The sequence below is a fragment of the Clostridioides sp. ZZV14-6154 genome (assembly GCF_020657785.1).
Classification (GTDB): Bacteria; Bacillota; Clostridia; order Peptostreptococcales; family Peptostreptococcaceae; genus Clostridioides.
Window position 1 is genome coordinate 334308 of the sequence record NZ_JAGWCY010000001.1, and the last position, 19988, is coordinate 354295.

Genomic DNA, 19988 nt, shown 5'->3' on the forward strand with positions numbered 1-19988 from the left:
GTGTATAAAATAAGTAAAACAAGTTAGATTTTCACTGATTTTATACACTAAATCCAATAGTACAATTCATCTTTCTATAATATCTGGAAATGTGTCATACAATCTTATTTTTTATTGAGTATATTGTAAAGTAATAGAACAATTAAAATACCAATTACCCTATTTTGAAACTTACACAATTGTGTATGAAAGACAAAAAATAATTACTATCAAATTCATAATTTTAAGTATTAATGCATATAATTATATGTCGGTTAAAGGCGTATGAAAATAAAAGGAATTCATAAGTTATATGTTGTATAGATATTGTAGATGTAATATGTAAGAAATTTCAGCACTATTTATATTCTATACAAAAAGATATTTGAAGGGAGATTAAAAATGGGAATATTAGAAGGAGCTGCAATGATAAGAAAAATTGCAATTAAAATAGCTAAAGAAAAAGGTATCACAGAACAAAAGGCATGGCCTGAAGCTGTAAAAGAGTTTAAAGAAAAATATGAACTTGTATTATAAATTTTGATTATAAAAAACTGTCTTGATTTTATTGAGACAGTTTTCATACTTTATGATGAAATTTTTATAAAAAAGTTTAATGTAATAGAATTTAATTATTAAAAAAATAATTTGAAGTTTATTTTATCTTTTATACTTTTAGCTATAAAATAAATTTGTTTTTAATACTATTTTTAAGGTATAAATCTTATATATTAAATATAAGATTTGGAGGTATTTAGTTTGGAAAATAAACTTGAAAATAGATGTTCATGGCAAGAGTATTTTATGAGATTATGTGAGACAGTAGCTGAAAGAGGTACTTGTGATAGAGCTTATGTGGGTGCAATAATCGTCAATTCAGAAAATAGAATCGTATCTACTGGATATAATGGTAGTATATCTGGAGATAATCACTGTAGTGAAGTTGGCCACGAGATGAGAGATGGACATTGCATCAGAACCATTCACGCTGAACAAAATGCACTTTATTATTGTGCAAAAGAAGGTATACCAGTTAAAGATTGTTCTATTTATGTAACTCATTTTCCTTGTTTAAATTGTACTAAGGCTATAATTCAATCTGGAATTAAACATATCTACTATAAAACTGGATATAGGATGGATGAATATGCCTTGAGATTATTACAATCAAGCAATGTGTTATATACAAAACTGCAATTTTAATACTTACTACCTATTATTCTATAATTTTACAAAATACTTTATATTAGATAATTAAAGTATAAAAAGAAACAAAATTTTAAATAGCGCATATATTAAATAGAAGTTAAATTTAATCATAAAGGAGATGTATAATTTGAAGGTAGTAGTAATACCAGGGCACACTTTAACTGGAAAAGGCACAGGAGCTGTTGGATATATAAACGAAGGTAAAGAGACAAGAATAATAAGTGACTTAGTAGTTAAATGGCTTAAATTAGGCGGGGCTACTGTTTATACAGGAAGGGTTGATAAGTCAGATAATCATTTAGCTGACCAATGTGCTATAGCAAATAAGCAAGAAACTGATTTAGCTGTTCAAATTCATTTTAATGCAAATGTCATAACTTCAGTTCCAGAAGGTACAGAAACAATATATAAAAGCAATAATGGAAAGACATATGCAGAAAAAGTAAATTCTAAATTAGCTACGGTATTTAAAAATAGGGGTGCAAAGGCTGATGTTAGAGGTCTTTATTGGCTTAATCACACTAACTCAACAGCAATATTAATAGAAGTATGCTTTGTAGATAGTAAAGTAGATACAGATTACTATGTTAATAATAAAGATAAAGTTGCTAAATTAATAGCAGAAGGAATATTAAATAAATCTATATCAAATTCTCAAGGGGGAGATAAAGTGTATGAAAATGTAATAGTTTATAAGGGTGACGCTGATAAAGTTGCTGCTCAAATTTTATACTGGCAATTGAAAGATGCTTTAGTAGTAGAAGCATCTAGCTATAAACAAGGCTTAGGCAAAAAAGTTTATGTTGTAGGTGGAGAAGCTAATAATCTTGTAAAAGGTGATGTAATAATAAATGGTGCTGATAGATATGAAACTGTAAAATTAGCATTAAGACAAATAGGTAAATTATAAAATAAATAATATTTAAATATTGTTTATTTTACAAAAAATATAATAAAAAGATGTATCTACTTATTATGTTTATTCATCAATAGATACATCTTTATTTATTCATACTTTATAAAATATTTTCTAAAAAATTAGTTTAGTAAGGTTTTAAATTTACAGAAATACTAAAGCTTATAGTATTAATATTTTTTATCTGAAAAAACATTTTTAATTATAGTTAATATATCAACTATGACATCCATGTTTGATTTGACACTATCTTTAGTAACAAGAAAGTCTGCTGTAACTTCAGTAACAGCTTCTGTTACATCTTTCATATTCTCGCCTACTTCTCCAAAACTATCTACAACACTAGGAAGATTATTTAAAGTTGTATTTATATTTTGAGTATTTTCATTTAATACCTTTCCAACATTGTTTAAAATCTTATGTAATTTAGCAAGTACAATAATTAAATAAATTAAAGCGATACACCCAAGTATAGCTAATAATACATATATTATACTAATATTAATTGTTATTGTGTTATTCATTATTATTCCTCAGTGGCACTTACTGGCTCAATAATGTCTATTACTCTATCTTCCTCGCTAGAATCTTCAACTCGTTTTTTATTATCTATATAATTTCTTATTTTTTGCTTTGATTCAATGAAATTTCCTTTTCTGTCTTCTAATTTTTCAGATATTTTACCTTTTGCATCCACTGTTTTCATGTTTATTTTATCAGCAATTTGTTGAGATGCATCCTTTATATCCTCTCTTGTTTCTTTTCCTGATTTAGGTGCTAGTAATACTCCTCCAACTGCACCAGTAACAGCTCCTAATACGACACCAGCTGTTGCAATTTTAGCTTGTTTGGCTTTTTCAGCTCTTTGTTTAGCTTTTCTTTTATCTTCTATTTTTTTTGATAAACTCATATCCAATCGCTCCTTATTATAATATTTCTACATATTATAATACATTTTTTTCCATAATGATATAGTTTCTAACTAAATTTTTAAAAACTAATAAAAAATTCTTTCTAGTATTTCTTTTGTGCTAAATATCTCCATATTTTTTCACCCTTTTAAATAAATTAATTTTAAAAAACAAAAAGAGAGGAATTAATCCTCTCTTTTAAATTTAATTAGACTTGGCAGGGCGGCGTATCCTGCATCTCTATTAACTACTCTATAAGTAGCGTATTGGGTGCCTTTTCCAACCTCAAATCTAATTAATAAATATTTACATATATATTTATATTATAAGCTATTTGACAATATTTTTCAATGCTTTAGGAAAAATTAATAATATTATGTTAACCATCATATTGTAATACTCTTCCACTACTAATTCTACTTTCTAATTTTGCTTCTTTTATGGCATATAATGAAGAGACATATAGATATCCTTTTTTTGTATCTAGTTCTGTAGCAACTAATATATAATTATCAAGTTTTTTTACAAATTCTACACTTTTACCAGGTTTTTTAGGATGACTTCCTATATACTCAGGAGATTTGAGCACTGTTTTTATAGTTTCTAGTATATCGTTAAAAATGTCTTTACTTAATTGACCTCTATGTTTTTTCTTTATATGTTTTATAACACCAGAAGAAGCATAAATTTTACCAGTATATTTAATTCCAGCGAGTTCAGCTAATTCTTCATCTATGATTCCAACAACTTTGTCTGTAGACATATAAAGCACATTCCTTTCTAAGATAATTTACTGCTAAAATTATTAAATTTAAATATCTATATTTAAAGTATAGTTTATTCCAAAAAGAAAAGATAGTATAATATAGTTTTTTCATATCTGACTTTATATAACCTCTTTTTATATGATTTATAAATGGTAACTAAGTCTCTATTTTCAAATTATTTTTGGAAAATTTTTAATTTTTAAAGCTTATATTATATATATATAATTTTTTACTTGAAAATATATATATTCTGAATTATTATAATAGTAAGAATTAAAATGAAATTAGGCAAAACTAGGGAAATCTAGTAACGCAAAGCTATAGGGGCTAAAATTTGATAATATTATTTTTATATATCAAATAAATTACCAATAGGAGGAAATTATGAACGCTCAACAAGAAGTATATAAAAAATTGGATGAATTAAATATATCTTATGAAATTGTAAATCATCCTGCAGTCTATACAATTGATGAAATGGAACAATTAAAAACACTACAAATGGAGTTTGTTGTAAAAAATTTATTCCTTCGCGATTCTAAGGGTAAAGAGCACTTTTTAGTTGTCTTAGGTAAGGATAAAAAAGCAGATTTAAAGGATATACGCCAAAAAATTGATAGTAAACCTCTTAGTTTTGCTTCTGAAGAAAGACTTGAAAAATATCTAAAACTTACTAAGGGAGCTGTAACACCTTTTGGTATATTAAATGATACCGATGCTATTGTAAAAATTGTATTTGATAAAGATTTATTAAAAATGGATAAAATAGGTATACATCCAAATGACAATACTGCTACTGTATTTTTAAAGTTTGAAGATTTAAAAAAGCTTATAGAAGAAAATGGAAATGAAATATACTATGTAGAAGTATAAGTTTATTATTTTACATATAATAAAAAATAGATAAAGGGGATGTCTCAAAATAAAAATTTGAATTATCTCCTTTTTTATACAAAAAATAGAAAGGGGGTTCATAAGAACCCCTAATCTAATTCACATTACTTCTATATTATGAATTCTGTATTTTCAATGTCTAAATCGCCTTTCGGAACGATTGTGAATCATTTGAACTCAATCACACAGATGTTTCTTTAATTTTCTATTAAGTCATATCATCCCTAAGTGCATCAATAATATTTTCTCTTTTTATCTTACTAATGGCATACAACATTGTAATGAACACTATAAAGAGAACGACAAATACGCTGATTCCGATGCTGGCCCATGGAAGTACAAAATCTATATCATCCGTGACCATTCCTTTATGAATTAGCCAGGAAGAAATTACCGCTATAGGAAGTCCAAAGAGCAGAGCCCTCATTCCATAAAAGGCACACTCAAAATTCATCATCTTCTGGAAATCGCGTTCAGACATTCCCACAGAGCGAAGCATGGCAAGCTCACGACGGCGCAGCTTAATATTTGTGGAAATTGTGTTGAACACATTGGCGACTGCAATCAGTGAGATCATAATGATAAAAGTATAGGCGAACACGTTGGCAATGAAGATGTAATTGCGGTTTTCGTCCATCATTCCATACATATTGTACAGGTTGTACTCGGCTGTAATCCCCTCACTCTCGATGATTTTCTCTATTTCTGCAACTGACTGAGTGGGATTCTTTGATTGAAAGCTCAGACTTTTAATTCCTGTAGAAGCATTTGGAGTCTCAAACGCATCTTTGACAGAATAAGGTGCCAGCACTCTGAAGGAGGCTTTTCTCATCTTGGAGTTTCTGATGCCTGGGGGAGAATCTGGTGGCACGGTTTTGACAAACGTAATGTTTACGTTTTGTCTCTTGGACACCTTTGAATCGTCATTGGTTTCAGGAGTAAGGTCAACATTCGTAGAAGAATTTGTGAAGATATCAATAGTATGGTCATCCTCCACCATCATGGAAACGGCAATCATTTTTGCATTTTGCCCAGTATATTCTTCTTTTGGCAACCCCAAATCTTTGATAATATTGAGATAAGTACTGTCATCAAGAAACTGTATATCTACTGGCATATCAACCGTTTCATGTGGCGAATGTGAACCCTCATAGTTCAAGTAATCATCTGTAAGTTCACTTACTTTAACAACGCATGAATAGGTCATAAGTTCTTGATACAAGCCTTCGTAAACACCATTGGCAGTCTTCAGTTTATCGTAAAGCTGTAGCATTTTGCTGTCATTCATATCCTGTGTGGAAAAAATGATGTCCTGGTCAGTAACCTCTGACGCCTGATTTGAAACCCGTTTCAGATCTGCTACCAAAGCACTAGTTGATATGAACAGCACTATGCTTAAAACAAGCGACAACACAATGCTACGATAGCGTTTCTTGTTTCTTTTAAAATTTTTCAGTGCAAGAGTTCCCTCCAGACCGTAAATACGCTGTGCGAGCTTTGATATCTTCACGGCTTTGGATTCGATTTTTACCTCGTTCGTCTGGCGAATACACTCCATCACTGGTTTGCTAGCGGCCTTTCTGGCCGGAATATAAGCCGAGATTAAGATGGTAACCATGCTGACCACTGCCGCAACGACGATTGCGGGGATGGACAACGTCAAGGTCAAAGAGACGTTGGTGTAGAGAACATTTGCAAAATTTTTTGCGATAACAGAAATCACAAGCCCAATACTGACTATACCAACCGCAACACCAATCGGTATTCCAACAGCACCAATGCAAAGACCCTCAAACAGCACCGAATTACGTAGCTGCTTTGCTGTTGCTCCAACAGATGAAAGGATTCCGAACTGCTGTGTGCGTTCGTTCAACGACATGTTAAACGAATTATAGATTAGAAAAATCGAGCCGAGCATGATGATGGCGACCACAATACCCCCAACTGAGTACAAAAGCATATTGAACAAGTTGTTGTCGGAAATGCCCATAAAACGTAACACATTATCATTTAAAACGTAAGCATGGTCTCCAGTGTTTCTTGTATAGGAATGAACCTTATGTGGATTTTTCAACGTGACAAACAGGCTGAGGCTATCCGCTTTGACTTGTGCATCCGCTTTGGTTATCAATGTGTATCCTGGTGCGGAAGATTCCTCAAATACAGGCTTTCGGTAGGTACCAACAACTGTATAGCTTCTCTCGCCTTGTGACACAAGAGTTTCATCCCCAGCAGTATATGGATCACTCTGACTAAGCTTCTTATTTCCATTCATACGGTTTCCCACGGGCAAGGAAATAGTATCACCCACCGCGAATTTGACGCCACCGTCTGTTGCAACTTTCCCAGAAACAAGAATCTCACCACTGTTTTCAGGTAATCTTCCAGAAATCAAAGTTATAGGCAAAGTATCAAAGGCTTCTTTGCTGAATCCGGCTATAAAAAGATATGGCTTGCTCGGATTTCTGTTGCCATCAAGCGTTGTATAGCCAATATTTTCAAATGTTGCGGTATTTGCAACTTCATCGTTTCCTGTCTGTTCCTGTACGAAAGAGGGATTAACGTCCAAAAACTCGACGTGCCAATCGCCATACTTCTCAATCGAGCCATTTACCATATAGTTTTGCAGGGAAATGGCAAGTGTAGCAACTGCTGTAATCATGGCAGCAGACAGAACAACTCCGATAACCGTTACAATCGTTCGTGTGCGCCTCTTTTTCATGTTTTGCAGAGCAACTTTGTTGAAAATGTTCATGACCTATCTACCTCCTCTCATCTCGTGTCACTTTGCCATCTGATATGCAGATAATGCGGTCTGCTTGCAGGGCTATATTTTCGTCATGTGTGACGATGATAAGGGTTTGACGATATTTTTTATTACTTAATTTCAGTAGATTGATAATTTCATGACCATTTCGGCTATCCAAACTGCCTGTGGGTTCATCAGCAAGCATGACCGCTGGAGCGTTCATCAAAGCACGTCCTATGGAAACTCGCTGTTGCTGACCTCCAGAAAGCTGATTGGGTAAATGTGTTTTACGGTCTTTTAGCCCAAGCAGATTCATCAAGTCATTCAAGCGTTCCTCGTTGACCTTTCGCTTGTCCATCAGTATAGGTAAAGTGATGTTTTCCACAACATTCAGAGTGGGAATGAGGTTGTGAAACTGGTAAATCAGACCGACTTGTCGTCTGCGGAAAATGGCTAGCTTTTCATTGCTTTGGGCGTATACATCCTGCCCGTCCAAATACACCTTTCCGCTTGTTGGTACGTCCACTCCACCGATGATGTGAAGCAATGTAGATTTTCCAGAGCCAGATGAACCTATGATTGCGGTAAACTCCCCCTTTTCTATTGTAAGTGAAACATTGTCAAGTGCAGTAACTTGGTTCTCGCCCTTGCCGTAGACCTTGCATAGATTTTCAATTTTTAAGAACTCCATTATGTAAGTCTCCTTTCTTATGGTTTACCCATATAATATAACTTTCAACTTACATCTCTGTGACTTTCAGGTGAGAGATTAGTCACTTTGGGAAACGAATGACAAATATCGCGCCACCTTGTTGGTGATTTTTTGCGGTAATCGTCCCACCCTGACGTGTTATAATTATCTTACAGAGAGCCAATCCAATTCCATATCCTGTGGCTTCTGAGTTTTTCCCACGATAAAACCTGTCAAACAAGTAGGGTAAATCTTCTTTTTCAAAGCCTGCTCCACTGTCATGGATAGCAATTTCAGTAAACAGTGGGTTGTCCTCACAAACAATCTCAATCTTCCCACTATCACCTGCACTTTCTATGCAATTTTTGAGAATATTTTGAATTGCTTCCGAAAGCCAACCTGAATCGCCCTGAATAATCATTCCTTTAGACACGTCTATTTGCAAAGCAGTGTTATGCAGTTCAATTGGGATTAGAAATGGTCGAAGTGAGTTGCATATCAAGTTGTTCACATCTATCTGCTCGCTTTGGAAAACTACAATACCTGCGTCCAAGCGAGATAATTTCAATAGGGAAGTAATCAGCCAATCCATCTGTACAAATAATTCCTCTGTTTCCCGCACTAATGCTTTTCGTTGATTTTCATCAGGGTTATTTGATAGCAATGACAGAATAATGTTCGCGGATGTGAGAGGTGTGCGGAGTTGGTGGGCTATGTCAGCTAACGAATCGGCAAGATGTTCTTTTTCTTTTTTTAGCGCATCATTTTGTTCCCGAATACACAGCGTCATTTTTGTTATCTCGCTGTGCAGAATGGAAAGTTCGCCTTCATCCGATTCACCAATATACAGATGGTCATCATTATGAAGCACAAGATCGATTTGATTTGAAATCTGTGCAATGCTTTCATATCGAGCTTTGGTAAAAGCGAAAAACGCTACACCAAAAGCAGTAACAGAAGCAATGGCAAGGATTCCCGCCGCCATATTTATTGCAAATCCAAGTGTTACAGTGGTGACAGCCATTAAAGAGAATAAAATGGAAAACTTCTTAAACTCACTATTCCGAAGCATAACCGCCCCCCAATCTATATCCTGTACCACGAACGGTCAGAATTATTTGTGGGTTTGCTGGGTCACTCTCTATCTTCTCCCTCAAGCGCTTTATGTACACAGTCAATGTATTATCATTGACAAACTCACCCGCCGCGTCCCATAATTCGTCAAGTAGCCTGCTTCTTGTAATAATACTTTTTGAGTTACTGATAAAAACCAACAACAAGCGGTACTCTAAAGCTGAAAGAAAAACCTCATTGCCATTTTTTTTCACGACACCACTTGCCATATCTACATGAAGCCCACAGATTTCAAAAGCCGATTCTGAACGTCCACTTTTTCGTAGGGCAGTTGCAATTCGCGCAATCAATTCACGCGGACGAAAAGGCTTGGTTATATAGTCATCTGCCCCTATATTCAGTCCAGTAACAACACTCGCCTCATCGCCTGAAGCTGTCAGAAAGATAACGGGAATATCTTGAATTTCTTTAATTTCCGTGCAAACTGTAAAGCCATTTCCATCAGGCAAGGAAATATCAATCAATGCCAAGTCAAATTTATTACTGGCAAGTGTGGCAATAGCTTCATCTCGCGTAGGAGCGTGGGTGACTGTAAATCCCTCCGATTGCAGCAAAAGCATAAGATTTTTAGCAATTGCCTTATCATCCTCAACCAAAAATATCCGTTTCATTTATTTTCACCATCCTTTAGTTTATACTACTATGTAGTCTGTTAGCTGAAACAAACCACATATTCCTCATTTTTTTGCCCACTTAATCCGCATAGCAGAGCAATGGCAGATTACCATCCAGGTTTGCTCCAATTTGCCCATAATCACTTGCAACCAAAATTCCACTATTTTTTATTACTTTTTCCTTGCAGAAACAAGTAACATCATAGGTCTACGTAATTCATCTTTCATTTCAGAAATTGTATTTAATAATTTCTCTTCTGGTTGAGGTTCAATGATTTCTAATATCTCAAATCCAGCTTTAACTAAAGTATTTAGATAAGTAGTTAATGTTTTATGATATTTTATAACTTCTTCACCTAAAAAATTTGATTTTCGAAGTCCCTCTGTAAAATAGTTATCTACCGGCCAGTGTAAATTGTTTCCATCTTTATCACAGTACCATTCTTGAGTTCCATATGCAGTGAATATAGGATGTTCAACCGAAAATACAAAATCTCCTCCGCTTGAAAGACAATTGCTTATATTTTTACATATCTCTTCAAATGATTGAATATAATGAAAAGCCAAAGAACTAATTACTACATCAAAACAATCTTTTGGGAAATCTATATCTTCAATGGGCATACATATGTATTTTATATTATCAGATTTTGTTTTATTTCTTGCTTCTTTTAGCATCTTTTCTGAAATATCAATTCCAATAGCAGACTCTGCACCATTTTCAACTGCATATTGACAGTGCCATCCAAAACCGCATCCTAAATCTAATACTCGTTTTCCCTCGAAGTCAGGTAACATTTTTTTTAGAGTGTGCCATTCTCCAGCACCTTCAAGCCCTTTTTTAGAGCGGTCCATATTACTGTATTTGCCAAAAAATTCATCATTGTCATATTTATTTTGTTTCATTTAATTTCCTCCATTTTAACTGTACTTGTTTAACTATATTCGTTAGATTATAAAATGTAAACTTTCACTACCTTACATAAAAATATTTTTAAATTTATAGAATTAAATTATTGTTTATATGGATTAATTTAATATCTATTATTAATAAACTTTATGCCTATATAATTTATATAAAAATATTACTGTTTTAATTTTATATCTTAATTTACAAATAATCAATACAATCTATTTAATATAGTTGATTACTTGAAAGTCAAACATAAAAATTATTTTTAACTTCTTGTAGAAATAAATTCTCTATATATATATTTTTGTAACAACTACAATAAATATTTAATATTATATATTATTCGGATGTCTTATAGGAGGTATTTATTATGTTTAAAAAAATAATCGCAATTGCAAGTTCTATTGTTATGAGTACAATATGCTTAACTGGATGTGATTTTAACTCTAACGATAAAAATGATAACTCTGCTTCAGCTAAAGATTTAGATAAAGTAACTATTGCAGAAGTTACTCATTCTGTTTTTTATGCTCCACAATATGCTGCTATTACAAAAGGATTCTTTGAGGATGAAGGAATAAATGTTGACCTTATAAATACTCAAGGTGCGGATAAAACTATGGCAGCTTTAATTTCAGGTGAAGCAAATGTAGGCTTAATGGGTCCTGAAGCTTCCATATATGTATATAATCAAAACAAAAACGATTATGCTGTAAACTTTGCTCAATTAACTAAAAGAGATGGTAGTTTCTTAGTTGCTAGAGAAAAAATGCCTAATTTCTCCTACGATGATTTGAAAGGTAAAGAAATATTAGGTGGTAGAAAAGGTGGAGTTCCACTAATGACTTTTGAATATGTTTTAAAAGACAAAGGGCTTACTATTGGAGAAAATTTAAAAGCAGGCAATGTTAATGTAAGAACTGATGTACAAAAATCAGTCTATTTATAACTGTGATTTATAGCATCTAAAATACATATTATATAATTATTACTAAGTTTAATTTCAATATAATCTAAAAAAGATATAAATGAAGAATTCTTCGTTTATATCTTTTTTATGTTATTATTTTTATATTATGTATTTTAACTAACTTGATGTTTTCTAAAGTTATTCTTAATAAAAGGTAAAATAATAATTGATAATATTAAACCTGTAAAAATAATCATTGTAGGTAAATCTATTATTAAGCTTCCAAATCTGTAGTTTATATACTCAGAAAATGAGAATGAAATAGCATTTGATGGCAAAATTCGAAGAATCTGATTATATAGCCAATTTGTCTCACTATATTTTAAGAACAGTGGTATAAATAGTAACGCTATATCTGTAATTAAAACAGGAAAAGGCGATTTCATGCAAGAGGATAATAAAAGTGTAAATCCAATTAATGCTATTAATATCATATAGATAACCAAAATACTCAATAAAGTTGCCTGTAAAAATGTAACTGGGTATGGTGTTGAGCTTACAGTAAGTTGTAATGGTAAATTCCATCCATCTACTCCAAAAGACAATAGAAGAATTCCAATAGATATAATTGTATTTATTGTAAAAACAATTGTACCAAATAGAAAGGAACTTATTATTTTAGCTGTTATAACTTTTGTTTTTCCATATTTAGAAGACAATATCACTGAATCAGTGCCTGATTGATATTCTCCTGAAAATACAGAAGCTATACTTATACATATAGCTAATATAGTAAAAATTAGTAGGTCTCTACCCAGTAAAAAATAATTCCATCCTTCATAATATCCATTTAAATAGGGTTCATTTATTTTCTTATTCTTAGATAACCAAAACTCTTTTTCTTTTTGTGTATAATTTCCATCTGAATATTCACTATTTAATATTGTATTTACCTTTTCATTTCTAAACTTATAAAGATTAGTTCTATTTTTTAATGATATTGATTGAAGTATTATAGAATTAATATCATTTGGTTCACTATATGATTCTGTTATAAAGTTATAAAAAGTTTTATTTGGGTAAAAGAATCTCAAATAAACATCTTGTTTAAAATTTGAAAAACCATTTTCATCTTTTACAATATTATTTGGATTATTAAATATCTTTTGATATTTTCTGATTGAGTTTTCTACTTTTTTATCTGTTATGTATCCCTCGTTTAATTTAGATTGTTGTTTTCCAAGTTCAATAGCTTGTAGACCTCTATACTCTTTTCCATTATCATCATAAGATTTTTCTTTAAGTGGCATTAAGGCAAAAAGAAATATACTTAAAACCAAACTTCCTAAAATAACTGCTATTGTAGATTTTCTTCTTATTATCTTTTTTAATTCAAATTTAATTAATGTAGACATATTTATCACCTCACACACATTTATAGTACTTCATTAAAACAATATAAATATAAATCTTCTAATGTTGGCCTTATATTACATGCATTATCATGTGGCTTTGTATTACTTATAATTCTAAGAGTGGCAACACCTCCAGAGTGATGAATATTTGCTAAACAATATTTACCAGTCATATAATCTACTTCATTTTTATTAACCACACATTTCCATACTTTATCTTCTATTTTCGATGTTACTGCTTCTACTGAGCCCTCCAAAATGAGATTTCCTTTTTTCAGTATTAAAATTTTATCTGCAATATGTTCTACATCAGATACAATATGAGTAGATAAAATTACAATCTTTTCCTTAGAAAATTCTGAAATCAAATTACGAAAACGGACTCTTTCTTTTGGGTCCAAACCTGCTGTTGGTTCATCTAGTATTAAAATTTTAGGGTCATTAAGTAACGTTTGAGCAAATCCAAGTCTTTGTTTCATACCACCAGAAAATGTTCTTATTTTTTTATTAACTACACCTGATAATCCAACCATCTCTAATAATTCTTGTGATTTTTCTTTTGCGTAGCTAGGAATTAACCCTTTTAATGAAGCTATATATAACATAAACTCTTTTGCAGTAAAGTCTGGATAATATCCAAAGTCTTGAGGAAGATATCCAATCATATCTCTAAAATCTTCTCCCATATCTAAATTATTTTTACCATCTACCTTCACTTCTCCAGAAGTTGGGATTAATACCCCACAAATCATTCTTATAAGAGTTGTTTTTCCTGCTCCATTTTCTCCCAATAATCCATATATACCTTCATTTAGCTTGAATTCTATCCTATCTACTATAATTTTGTTATCATATTGTTTTGTTAGACGTTCTAAACTCAGTTCCATACAATTCCTCCTAATACTGTATATTGTTATTTATTATTTAAATGATAATGTTTTCAAATGAACAAAGATGTTTCCATGTTTTTTTTATTTCATATATTAATATTACTGATGTTACTAAAAAAATAATTAACCATTGGTCTATTGCTTCAAATTGATATATACTATTTTTGAAAGTACCAAGCATAAATATTAACAAGACAAGAGATATACCATAAATCATACAATAGTAATTTGTATACTTACCTTTATTTCTATTTATAATTTCTAAGCATCCAATACACATTAAGTTAAAAGGTACTAATATATAAATTATTATATACAAGATATTGATATCAATTATTTGTTTTGCTAGTAATAAGATAACGCACATAAATAATAAATCGCTTACTCCAAAAACAATCATTCTAGTAGCAATAATTTTATGTAATGTATTTTTTGTTGAAAATTCTATTTCCAATACACTATTATTATATACTTTTGCTATCTCCTCTATATTGGTCAATATAAAAAGTGGAGCTGCTACAGAAACCAAGGCTAACATCTCATAAAATGAGTTATTATCTCTTGATGTATTGAATAGCAATACACATATTGTACATAACACTAGAAATTGCATAATCCAAGTTCTTTTTCGTATAAAACCAATTTGAGACATAAAAAAATCTATACTATTCATTCTTTTATCAGTATTACTAAATGTTATTTTATGTATGGTTTCAATAGTCTTTTTAAAAGCTGAAGCTTCATATTTAGGAACTGTATACTCCATTAAGCTTTTTTTAATTTTTTTCTTGTTCATAGTTTACCTCCTTCCATATATGTTTCTAATTTTTTTAAGGCCATATTTATCCTATACTTTGTAACAGATACACTTGAATTCATAATCTTAGCAATATCCTTAAATTTTAAATCATGATAATACCGCAAAATTACTACTTCAAATTCTACTTCTGGCAATTTAGTCAAAGCTTCTTTTACAAATATTTTGTTTTCTATATCTACTAATTCTTGCTTAGACTCCTCTTTGTCTAGTGACTCTAAATAGATGGGTTGTTTTTTCTTCCAAAAATCCTTACACTTATTTCTAGCAATAACATATAAATAATTTTCAAATTTACCATAATGTTTATAATTACTTATATTTTTTATAACTGTTACAAATACATCTTGAGTCAAGTCCTGTGCAGTCATTTGATTATCTACATGGCGATAACAATAACAATAGACGCTATTATAATGTTTTTCAATTAAAGTATCAAACAATTCTTTTTTACCTGCTTTTATCTGTGCTATAATCCTAGCATCACTCACTATTATCACCTCCGTCACTATATATAACGATTTAAATTAAAGAAAAGTCAGTATTAAAAAATTTAATTTATTATTTTACATTTAAAAACAAAGGTAATCTTTAAGTAACTTTGCACCTTTAGATAATACCTTATTTATTCTTTATTTTATTTATCATCAAATTTTTATAGATAACTATTTTAAATTTAAATATAATATATAAAACTAAGCATTGACTATAATTTAATTATCCTCTCTTAAAGTATCGTGTTTATAACTTTTAATATCATCCTCAAGAACCTCTTTTGAGTTACTATTTAATTCCTTATTTATGTATATCTTGTCTATAAAATATTTAAGCTTTCCTCGATAAGACAATTTAAATATAATGTATGCAATAAAACCACCTAAAGTATTCATTATCAAATCATCTATATCTACAGCCCTTAACTGTGAAACTATAGATAAGCAGTTCATGATTAATTGAATAATTTCTATTGATAATGATATTAAAAAGGTAACTGCAATTGCCTTTTTAATATTTCTTACACTTGATTTTATTAAACATAGATATAATGTAAATGGGAACAACAACAAGGTGTTTCCAACTAAATTATTTTTTAGAAGATTTATATTTTTATATTCACCCTCTAAAAAATCTTTAAATGGTAATAGATTTATATTCATTTTTTCATAAATAGTAAATCCCGAAAAATAGCTTTCATTTGTATCTATTGGCAAGATAACTAAACTTATTAATATAAATAAATAAAGAACAAATAGATTAACAATTATTTCTTTCAAAAAAATATACTTTTCCTTATTCTTATACTTATTTATAAGTGAAATTACTCTAACTATTACCCATATTGGTAATCCATACACAAATAACTCCATTATATCAAATTTCATAATCTTCCTCCTTAGTATTTTGTAAATTGAAAACTTCAAGTAATTTTATCCTTATAAATTTGATTTATATAGTATAAATTACTTTTACTATCTTATATAACGATTTAAAGCTTCAAAAAGTCAGTATTAAAAAAATACTTTCTAATATTTATCAACAATGATTTGAAATTTATATACTGTCCAAAAAAATAAAAGCTATCTCCAAACATTTCACAAACTTAGAGAAAGCTTTTATTTTTAATAAATATATTTGATTTTCAATATTAAATATTGTAATGAAGGTATGTTATTATGATAAAAATAATTTAAGGTACAGTTTATATAAAGTCTATATTTTATTTAAAAGTATGAATGTATCGTACATCATTAATTTTTTTATCCATAATCTCAATAGTATGTACATCATTATTATAATAAAATTATCATATATAATCAAAGTCTCAATAAGTATATTATTAATTAAAGATTTATTATAAATTAAATTTTGTAGTTTTAATATTAAGTTTTTAAAGATATTTGTCCTACTTTATTTCATAAAGAAGTGCTAATTACTAGCAACTTCTTTATTTGAGTTTTGTACTTTTAATTGTCTATCTATCATTATTTTTTCTATTGCTTCATATATTATATCATCTTTATCCCGTTTTTCCTCTACTGTAAACTTTCTTCCTAGGATTGTTTCAGGAGATACTACATGGCATACAGTATTTCCATGTAGTACTGTCATGGATATTTTATAACCATTATCGTCTGTTGGAACATCTACATCATCAACAAGGTATGTTATAGTAGTTGTACCATCCAAATCTTTTTCTATCTTTGGCATGCAAATCCCCTCCCTTTTTACATTTTATGTATATTAAAAATTGTCCTATTCTCAATTAATATTTATAAATACTTGATTAGTATAAATTGTGAAAAATATCAATATATAACCAAAATCATCTATACAATTAAGTATTTAATTAGAGGTGATATATATCAAATTAAAACTATTATGTTCTAATAAAATTAAGTGTTAAACTATGATATACTAAATATAAAAAAGTTATATAATTAATAACTTTAATACTTAAGTTAATTTTTAATATTAAATTTATACTTTATTATGCTAGTTAATTTGTGCATAAAAAGAGAGGAAGAATTATTTAAAAATACGTATTATAAAAAGTATAAGGAGCTGATTTTATGGAATGGATTGAAAGATTAAACAAAGCAATTAACTATATTGAAGAAAATATAACAAAAGAAATTGAATATGAACAACTGGCAAAAATAGCTTGTTGTTCTACATATCATTTTCAAAGAATGTTTGCTTATATGGCAGATGTACCTCTTTCTGAGTATATTCGACGCAGACGAATGTCTTTGGCTGCTGTAGAATTACAAAATGATAATAAAAAAATAATTGATATAGCTTTAAAATATGGATACTCTTCTCCAACAGCGTTCAATCGTGCCTTTAAAAGTATTCACGGTATTGCACCATCGATTATAAAAAAAGAAGAAACAATAAACTTGAAGGCCTTTCCTCCAATTAGCTTTAAAATTACTATAAAAGGAGCTGAAGAAATGAATTATAGAATTGAAAAGAAAGAAGCATTTCGTATTGTGGGTGTATCTCAACGCCTTCACACTGAGTTAGAAAAAAACTTTGAGATTGTTCCAAAAATGTGGCAACAATCTGCATTAGATGGAACCATTCAAAAACTACTACCTATGATGAATAGCCAACTAAAAGGTGTGTTAGGTGTAAGTGTGTGTAATGATTCAGAAGAGTGGAAATACTTTATCTCTGTTGCAAGCACAGCGTCCATAGATGATACATTAGATGAATACACTATTCCACCTTTTACTTGGGCAATATTTTCTGGAGAAGGACAATGCCCACAAGCGATACAAGAACTAGAAAAACGTATTGTAACAGAATGGTTACCTACTTCTGGATATGAGTATGAAAATGGTCCTGATATTGAACTTTACTTAAATCCAGACCCACAAAATGCTAAGTTTGAAGTATGGATACCTGTTATAAAAAAGTAGTTTTAAATTTAAGTTATATAAAAATATAAGATTGAAATTTATAAAAATGTAAACTTCTGTTTCAAAAATAAAAATTCTGATATCTGTCAAAATAAACATGTTAAAAGATAAAATCTATTTTTTACATGCTTATTTTTTATGTTTTAAATATAATCAGTTTACTGCTGAATATAATATATTCAAGGAGTGTGATTTAATGAATGTTTCTATTTATTTACGAAAAAGCAGGGCTGATGAAGAAGCAGAACACAGAGGCGAGTTTGAAACCTTAAGTAGACATAAAACAACTCTACTAAAACTAGCAAAAGAACAAAACTTAAATGTAATTGATATTAAGGAAGAGCTTATTTCTGGAGAAAGTATAGAATATAGACCTAAGATGTTGGAATTACTAGATGAAGTTAAAAATAATAATTATGATGCTGTTTTAGTAATGGATATTGACCGCTTAGGACGTGGGAATATGCAAGATCAAGGGTTGATATTAGATACATTTAAAAAATCCAAAACAAAAATTATTACTCCTAGAAAAATCTATGATTTAAATGATGAATTTGATGAAGAATATTCCGAATTTGAAGCTTTTATGGCTCGCAAGGAATTAAAGTTAATATCTAGGCGTATGCAAAGAGGAAAAATTAAAAGCATTGAAGAAGGTAAGTTTATTGCTCAGTCTCCTCCTTATGGATATGATATTAAATACTTAAGCAACAAAGAAAGAATACTTGTAGTAAATAAAGATAAAGCAAATGTTATTAAAATAGTATTCGATATGTATCTAAAAGGAGTTGGAGCCTGTAAAATATCAAAGTATCTAAATGAACTTGGTTATAAAACCACAACAGGTAGAACTTGGTATGAAAAAGGTGTAAGGGATATTATAAAAAATAAAGTATATTGCGGATACATAGTATGGAATAAAGTTGAGAGGAAAAGAAATTCTAGTAGAACTAGATGTATTGATGAACAAATGGAAGCAAAAGGAAAACATGAACCAATAATAAGCGAAGAAATATGGAATAAAGCACAATATATAAGAAAAAAACGCAGTAACTCACCTACTCCAAACAGTAAAATAACCAATCCTCTAGCTGGAATTATAAAATGTGGATATTGTGGCTATACTTTAGTTGCAAAATCTAATACAACATCAAGTGGATATGAGAAATATATAGTCTGCACTAATTGTAAAAATAAATCTACTAAATTATACATATTAGAAAATAAAGTTTTAGATGTTTTAAGTAAATGGCTAACAGATTATAAGCTATCTTTAAAACAGGAAGAAGTTACTTTTAAAGATACATTTGAAGATAATTTAAAATGTACTTTAACAGGTTTAAAAAAAGAGCTTGAGAACCTAGAAAAGCAAAAGGGAGGATTACATGATTTTTTAGAACAAGGAATATATAGTTCAGATGTATTTATAGAACGTTCAAATATACTTACATCACGCATAGAAGATGTTAAAAGTTCTATAAATAAAGTAAATATAGATATTGAGATAGCAAAGAAAAAAAGTACTGTTAGAATGCAAATCATTCCTCAACTTGAAAAAGTCTTAAGAGAATACACAGAAGAGAAAGAACCTTATCTAAAAAATATATTACTTAAAACTATGATTGACCATGCTATATATAAAAAAGAACCTAATCAAAAATGCGATGACTTTTCTTTAATACTATACCCTACCATACCAAAGAGCTAAGTGTATATTTCAATGTTATAAACAAACTGATTACCAATTTGGAGTA

Annotated in this window: 21 protein-coding genes; 7 read left to right on the top strand and 14 right to left on the bottom strand. The window is 29.9% G+C overall.

The window, feature by feature from the left end; translation table 11 throughout:
- The first annotated feature begins 381 nt into the window (after nucleotides 1–381).
- The 3 genes from KGF45_RS20000 to KGF45_RS01560 all read left to right on the top strand — a co-directional run bounded on the left by KGF45_RS20000 (nucleotide 382) and on the right by KGF45_RS01560 (nucleotide 2098).
- Entirely contained in the window at nucleotides 382–516 is a 135-nt protein-coding gene (locus KGF45_RS20000) for a hypothetical protein (protein ID WP_021384696.1), read from the top strand.
- 222 nt (nucleotides 517–738) lie between these two features.
- Nucleotides 739–1182, top strand: a complete 444-nt coding sequence (locus tag KGF45_RS01555) for a deoxycytidylate deaminase (RefSeq protein ID WP_227828067.1) — start codon at nucleotides 739–741, stop codon at nucleotides 1180–1182.
- Nucleotides 1183–1306: 124 nt separating this feature from the next.
- The gene (locus KGF45_RS01560; protein ID WP_227828068.1) at nucleotides 1307–2098 is read left to right on the top strand and encodes an N-acetylmuramoyl-L-alanine amidase; all 792 of its coding nucleotides are present in this window, start codon (nucleotides 1307–1309) and stop codon (nucleotides 2096–2098) included.
- A 176-nt stretch (nucleotides 2099–2274) separates the two neighbouring features.
- Here KGF45_RS01560 and KGF45_RS01565 read toward each other — a convergent pair whose 3' ends face one another.
- The 3 genes from KGF45_RS01565 to KGF45_RS01575 all read right to left on the bottom strand — a co-directional run bounded on the left by KGF45_RS01565 (nucleotide 2275) and on the right by KGF45_RS01575 (nucleotide 3778).
- Entirely contained in the window at nucleotides 2275–2628 is a 354-nt protein-coding gene (locus KGF45_RS01565) for a hypothetical protein (RefSeq protein ID WP_227841656.1), read from the bottom strand.
- A 2-nt stretch (nucleotides 2629–2630) separates the two neighbouring features.
- Complete coding sequence (locus KGF45_RS01570; RefSeq protein ID WP_227828070.1) at nucleotides 2631–3014, bottom strand: YtxH domain-containing protein; 384 nt, start codon at nucleotides 3012–3014, stop codon at nucleotides 2631–2633.
- A gap of 380 nt (nucleotides 3015–3394) precedes the next feature.
- Complete coding sequence (locus tag KGF45_RS01575) at nucleotides 3395–3778, bottom strand: PBECR2 nuclease fold domain-containing protein (protein ID WP_227828071.1); 384 nt, start codon at nucleotides 3776–3778, stop codon at nucleotides 3395–3397.
- Nucleotides 3779–4166: 388 nt separating this feature from the next.
- On the opposite strand from KGF45_RS01575, the gene KGF45_RS01580 reads away from it, so the two are divergent.
- Complete coding sequence (locus KGF45_RS01580; RefSeq protein WP_255611304.1) at nucleotides 4167–4655, top strand: prolyl-tRNA synthetase associated domain-containing protein; 489 nt, start codon at nucleotides 4167–4169, stop codon at nucleotides 4653–4655.
- A 229-nt stretch (nucleotides 4656–4884) separates the two neighbouring features.
- Here the strand turns inward: KGF45_RS01580 and KGF45_RS01585 are convergent, their stop codons facing one another.
- The 5 genes from KGF45_RS01585 to KGF45_RS01605 form a co-directional block, all read right to left on the bottom strand.
- Nucleotides 4885–7431: an ABC transporter permease gene (locus KGF45_RS01585; RefSeq protein ID WP_227841657.1), complete on the bottom strand. Its 2547-nt coding sequence runs from the start codon at nucleotides 7429–7431 to the stop codon at nucleotides 4885–4887.
- Nucleotides 7432–7438: 7 nt separating this feature from the next.
- Entirely contained in the window at nucleotides 7439–8116 is a 678-nt protein-coding gene (locus tag KGF45_RS01590; RefSeq protein ID WP_227841658.1) for an ABC transporter ATP-binding protein, read from the bottom strand.
- Between the two features lie 82 nt (nucleotides 8117–8198).
- On the bottom strand, nucleotides 8199–9188 hold the full coding sequence (locus tag KGF45_RS01595; RefSeq protein WP_227841659.1) for a sensor histidine kinase: 990 nt from the start codon (nucleotides 9186–9188) through the stop codon (nucleotides 8199–8201).
- Entirely contained in the window at nucleotides 9175–9861 is a 687-nt protein-coding gene (locus KGF45_RS01600) for a response regulator transcription factor (RefSeq protein WP_227841660.1), read from the bottom strand. Before KGF45_RS01600 ends, KGF45_RS01595 begins: the two co-directional genes overlap by 14 nt.
- Nucleotides 9862–10035: 174 nt before the next feature.
- Nucleotides 10036–10770 (bottom strand): class I SAM-dependent methyltransferase, encoded by a 735-nt coding sequence (locus tag KGF45_RS01605; protein ID WP_227841168.1) that lies wholly within the window; start codon nucleotides 10768–10770, stop codon nucleotides 10036–10038.
- A 377-nt stretch (nucleotides 10771–11147) separates the two neighbouring features.
- Here KGF45_RS01605 and KGF45_RS01610 point away from each other — a divergent pair, with 377 nt between their 5' ends.
- Nucleotides 11148–11726 (top strand): ABC transporter substrate-binding protein, encoded by a 579-nt coding sequence (locus tag KGF45_RS01610; protein WP_227841661.1) that lies wholly within the window; start codon nucleotides 11148–11150, stop codon nucleotides 11724–11726.
- Nucleotides 11727–11860: 134 nt separating this feature from the next.
- On the opposite strand, the gene KGF45_RS01615 is transcribed toward KGF45_RS01610, so the two are convergent.
- The 6 genes from KGF45_RS01615 to KGF45_RS01640 form a co-directional block, all read right to left on the bottom strand.
- Nucleotides 11861–13102, bottom strand: coding sequence for an ABC transporter permease subunit (locus KGF45_RS01615; protein WP_227841662.1), 1242 nt, complete (start codon nucleotides 13100–13102; stop codon nucleotides 11861–11863).
- Nucleotides 13103–13122: 20 nt separating this feature from the next.
- Complete coding sequence (locus tag KGF45_RS01620; RefSeq protein ID WP_227828078.1) at nucleotides 13123–13989, bottom strand: ABC transporter ATP-binding protein; 867 nt, start codon at nucleotides 13987–13989, stop codon at nucleotides 13123–13125.
- 37 nt (nucleotides 13990–14026) lie between these two features.
- The gene (locus KGF45_RS01625; protein ID WP_227828079.1) at nucleotides 14027–14788 is read right to left on the bottom strand and encodes a hypothetical protein; all 762 of its coding nucleotides are present in this window, start codon (nucleotides 14786–14788) and stop codon (nucleotides 14027–14029) included.
- Nucleotides 14785–15300 (bottom strand): RNA polymerase sigma factor, encoded by a 516-nt coding sequence (locus KGF45_RS01630; protein ID WP_227828080.1) that lies wholly within the window; start codon nucleotides 15298–15300, stop codon nucleotides 14785–14787. The genes KGF45_RS01625 and KGF45_RS01630 overlap by 4 nt, the downstream gene beginning before the upstream one ends.
- A 222-nt stretch (nucleotides 15301–15522) precedes the next feature.
- On the bottom strand, nucleotides 15523–16191 hold the full coding sequence (locus tag KGF45_RS01635) for a VanZ family protein (RefSeq protein WP_227828081.1): 669 nt from the start codon (nucleotides 16189–16191) through the stop codon (nucleotides 15523–15525).
- A gap of 544 nt (nucleotides 16192–16735) precedes the next feature.
- Nucleotides 16736–17017, bottom strand: a complete 282-nt coding sequence (locus tag KGF45_RS01640; RefSeq protein ID WP_227828082.1) for a hypothetical protein — start codon at nucleotides 17015–17017, stop codon at nucleotides 16736–16738.
- A gap of 362 nt (nucleotides 17018–17379) precedes the next feature.
- Between KGF45_RS01640 and KGF45_RS01645 the strand changes: the two genes are divergently transcribed.
- The gene (locus KGF45_RS01645) at nucleotides 17380–18234 is read left to right on the top strand and encodes an AraC family transcriptional regulator (RefSeq protein ID WP_227841663.1); all 855 of its coding nucleotides are present in this window, start codon (nucleotides 17380–17382) and stop codon (nucleotides 18232–18234) included.
- Between the two features lie 196 nt (nucleotides 18235–18430).
- Nucleotides 18431–19942, top strand: a complete 1512-nt coding sequence (locus KGF45_RS01650) for a recombinase family protein (protein WP_227828084.1) — start codon at nucleotides 18431–18433, stop codon at nucleotides 19940–19942.
- Nucleotides 19943–19988: the final 46 nt, after the last annotated feature.

What these genes read in the sequence shown, in the direction of transcription:
- KGF45_RS01580 (WP_255611304.1), top strand. Translation starts at nt 4,167, where the DNA reads ATGAACGCTCAACAAGAAGTATATAAAAAATTGGATGAATTAAATATA.
- KGF45_RS01570 (WP_227828070.1), bottom strand. Translation starts at nt 3,014, where the DNA reads ATGAGTTTATCAAAAAAAATAGAAGATAAAAGAAAAGCTAAACAAAGA.
- KGF45_RS01585 (WP_227841657.1), bottom strand. Translation starts at nt 7,431, where the DNA reads ATGAACATTTTCAACAAAGTTGCTCTGCAAAACATGAAAAAGAGGCGC.
- KGF45_RS01635 (WP_227828081.1), bottom strand. Translation starts at nt 16,191, where the DNA reads ATGAAATTTGATATAATGGAGTTATTTGTGTATGGATTACCAATATGG.
- KGF45_RS01640 (WP_227828082.1), bottom strand. Translation starts at nt 17,017, where the DNA reads ATGCCAAAGATAGAAAAAGATTTGGATGGTACAACTACTATAACATAC.
- KGF45_RS01620 (WP_227828078.1), bottom strand. Translation starts at nt 13,989, where the DNA reads ATGGAACTGAGTTTAGAACGTCTAACAAAACAATATGATAACAAAATT.
- KGF45_RS01605 (WP_227841168.1), bottom strand. Translation starts at nt 10,770, where the DNA reads ATGAAACAAAATAAATATGACAATGATGAATTTTTTGGCAAATACAGT.
- KGF45_RS01650 (WP_227828084.1), top strand. Translation starts at nt 18,431, where the DNA reads ATGAATGTTTCTATTTATTTACGAAAAAGCAGGGCTGATGAAGAAGCA.
- KGF45_RS01610 (WP_227841661.1), top strand. Translation starts at nt 11,148, where the DNA reads ATGTTTAAAAAAATAATCGCAATTGCAAGTTCTATTGTTATGAGTACA.
- KGF45_RS01560 (WP_227828068.1), top strand. Translation starts at nt 1,307, where the DNA reads ATGTATAATTTGAAGGTAGTAGTAATACCAGGGCACACTTTAACTGGA.
- KGF45_RS01645 (WP_227841663.1), top strand. Translation starts at nt 17,380, where the DNA reads ATGGAATGGATTGAAAGATTAAACAAAGCAATTAACTATATTGAAGAA.
- KGF45_RS01625 (WP_227828079.1), bottom strand. Translation starts at nt 14,788, where the DNA reads ATGAACAAGAAAAAAATTAAAAAAAGCTTAATGGAGTATACAGTTCCT.
- KGF45_RS20000 (WP_021384696.1), top strand. Translation starts at nt 382, where the DNA reads ATGGGAATATTAGAAGGAGCTGCAATGATAAGAAAAATTGCAATTAAA.
- KGF45_RS01615 (WP_227841662.1), bottom strand. Translation starts at nt 13,102, where the DNA reads ATGTCTACATTAATTAAATTTGAATTAAAAAAGATAATAAGAAGAAAA.
- KGF45_RS01575 (WP_227828071.1), bottom strand. Translation starts at nt 3,778, where the DNA reads ATGTCTACAGACAAAGTTGTTGGAATCATAGATGAAGAATTAGCTGAA.
- KGF45_RS01595 (WP_227841659.1), bottom strand. Translation starts at nt 9,188, where the DNA reads ATGCTTCGGAATAGTGAGTTTAAGAAGTTTTCCATTTTATTCTCTTTA.
- KGF45_RS01565 (WP_227841656.1), bottom strand. Translation starts at nt 2,628, where the DNA reads ATGAATAACACAATAACAATTAATATTAGTATAATATATGTATTATTA.
- KGF45_RS01600 (WP_227841660.1), bottom strand. Translation starts at nt 9,861, where the DNA reads ATGAAACGGATATTTTTGGTTGAGGATGATAAGGCAATTGCTAAAAAT.
- KGF45_RS01590 (WP_227841658.1), bottom strand. Translation starts at nt 8,116, where the DNA reads ATGGAGTTCTTAAAAATTGAAAATCTATGCAAGGTCTACGGCAAGGGC.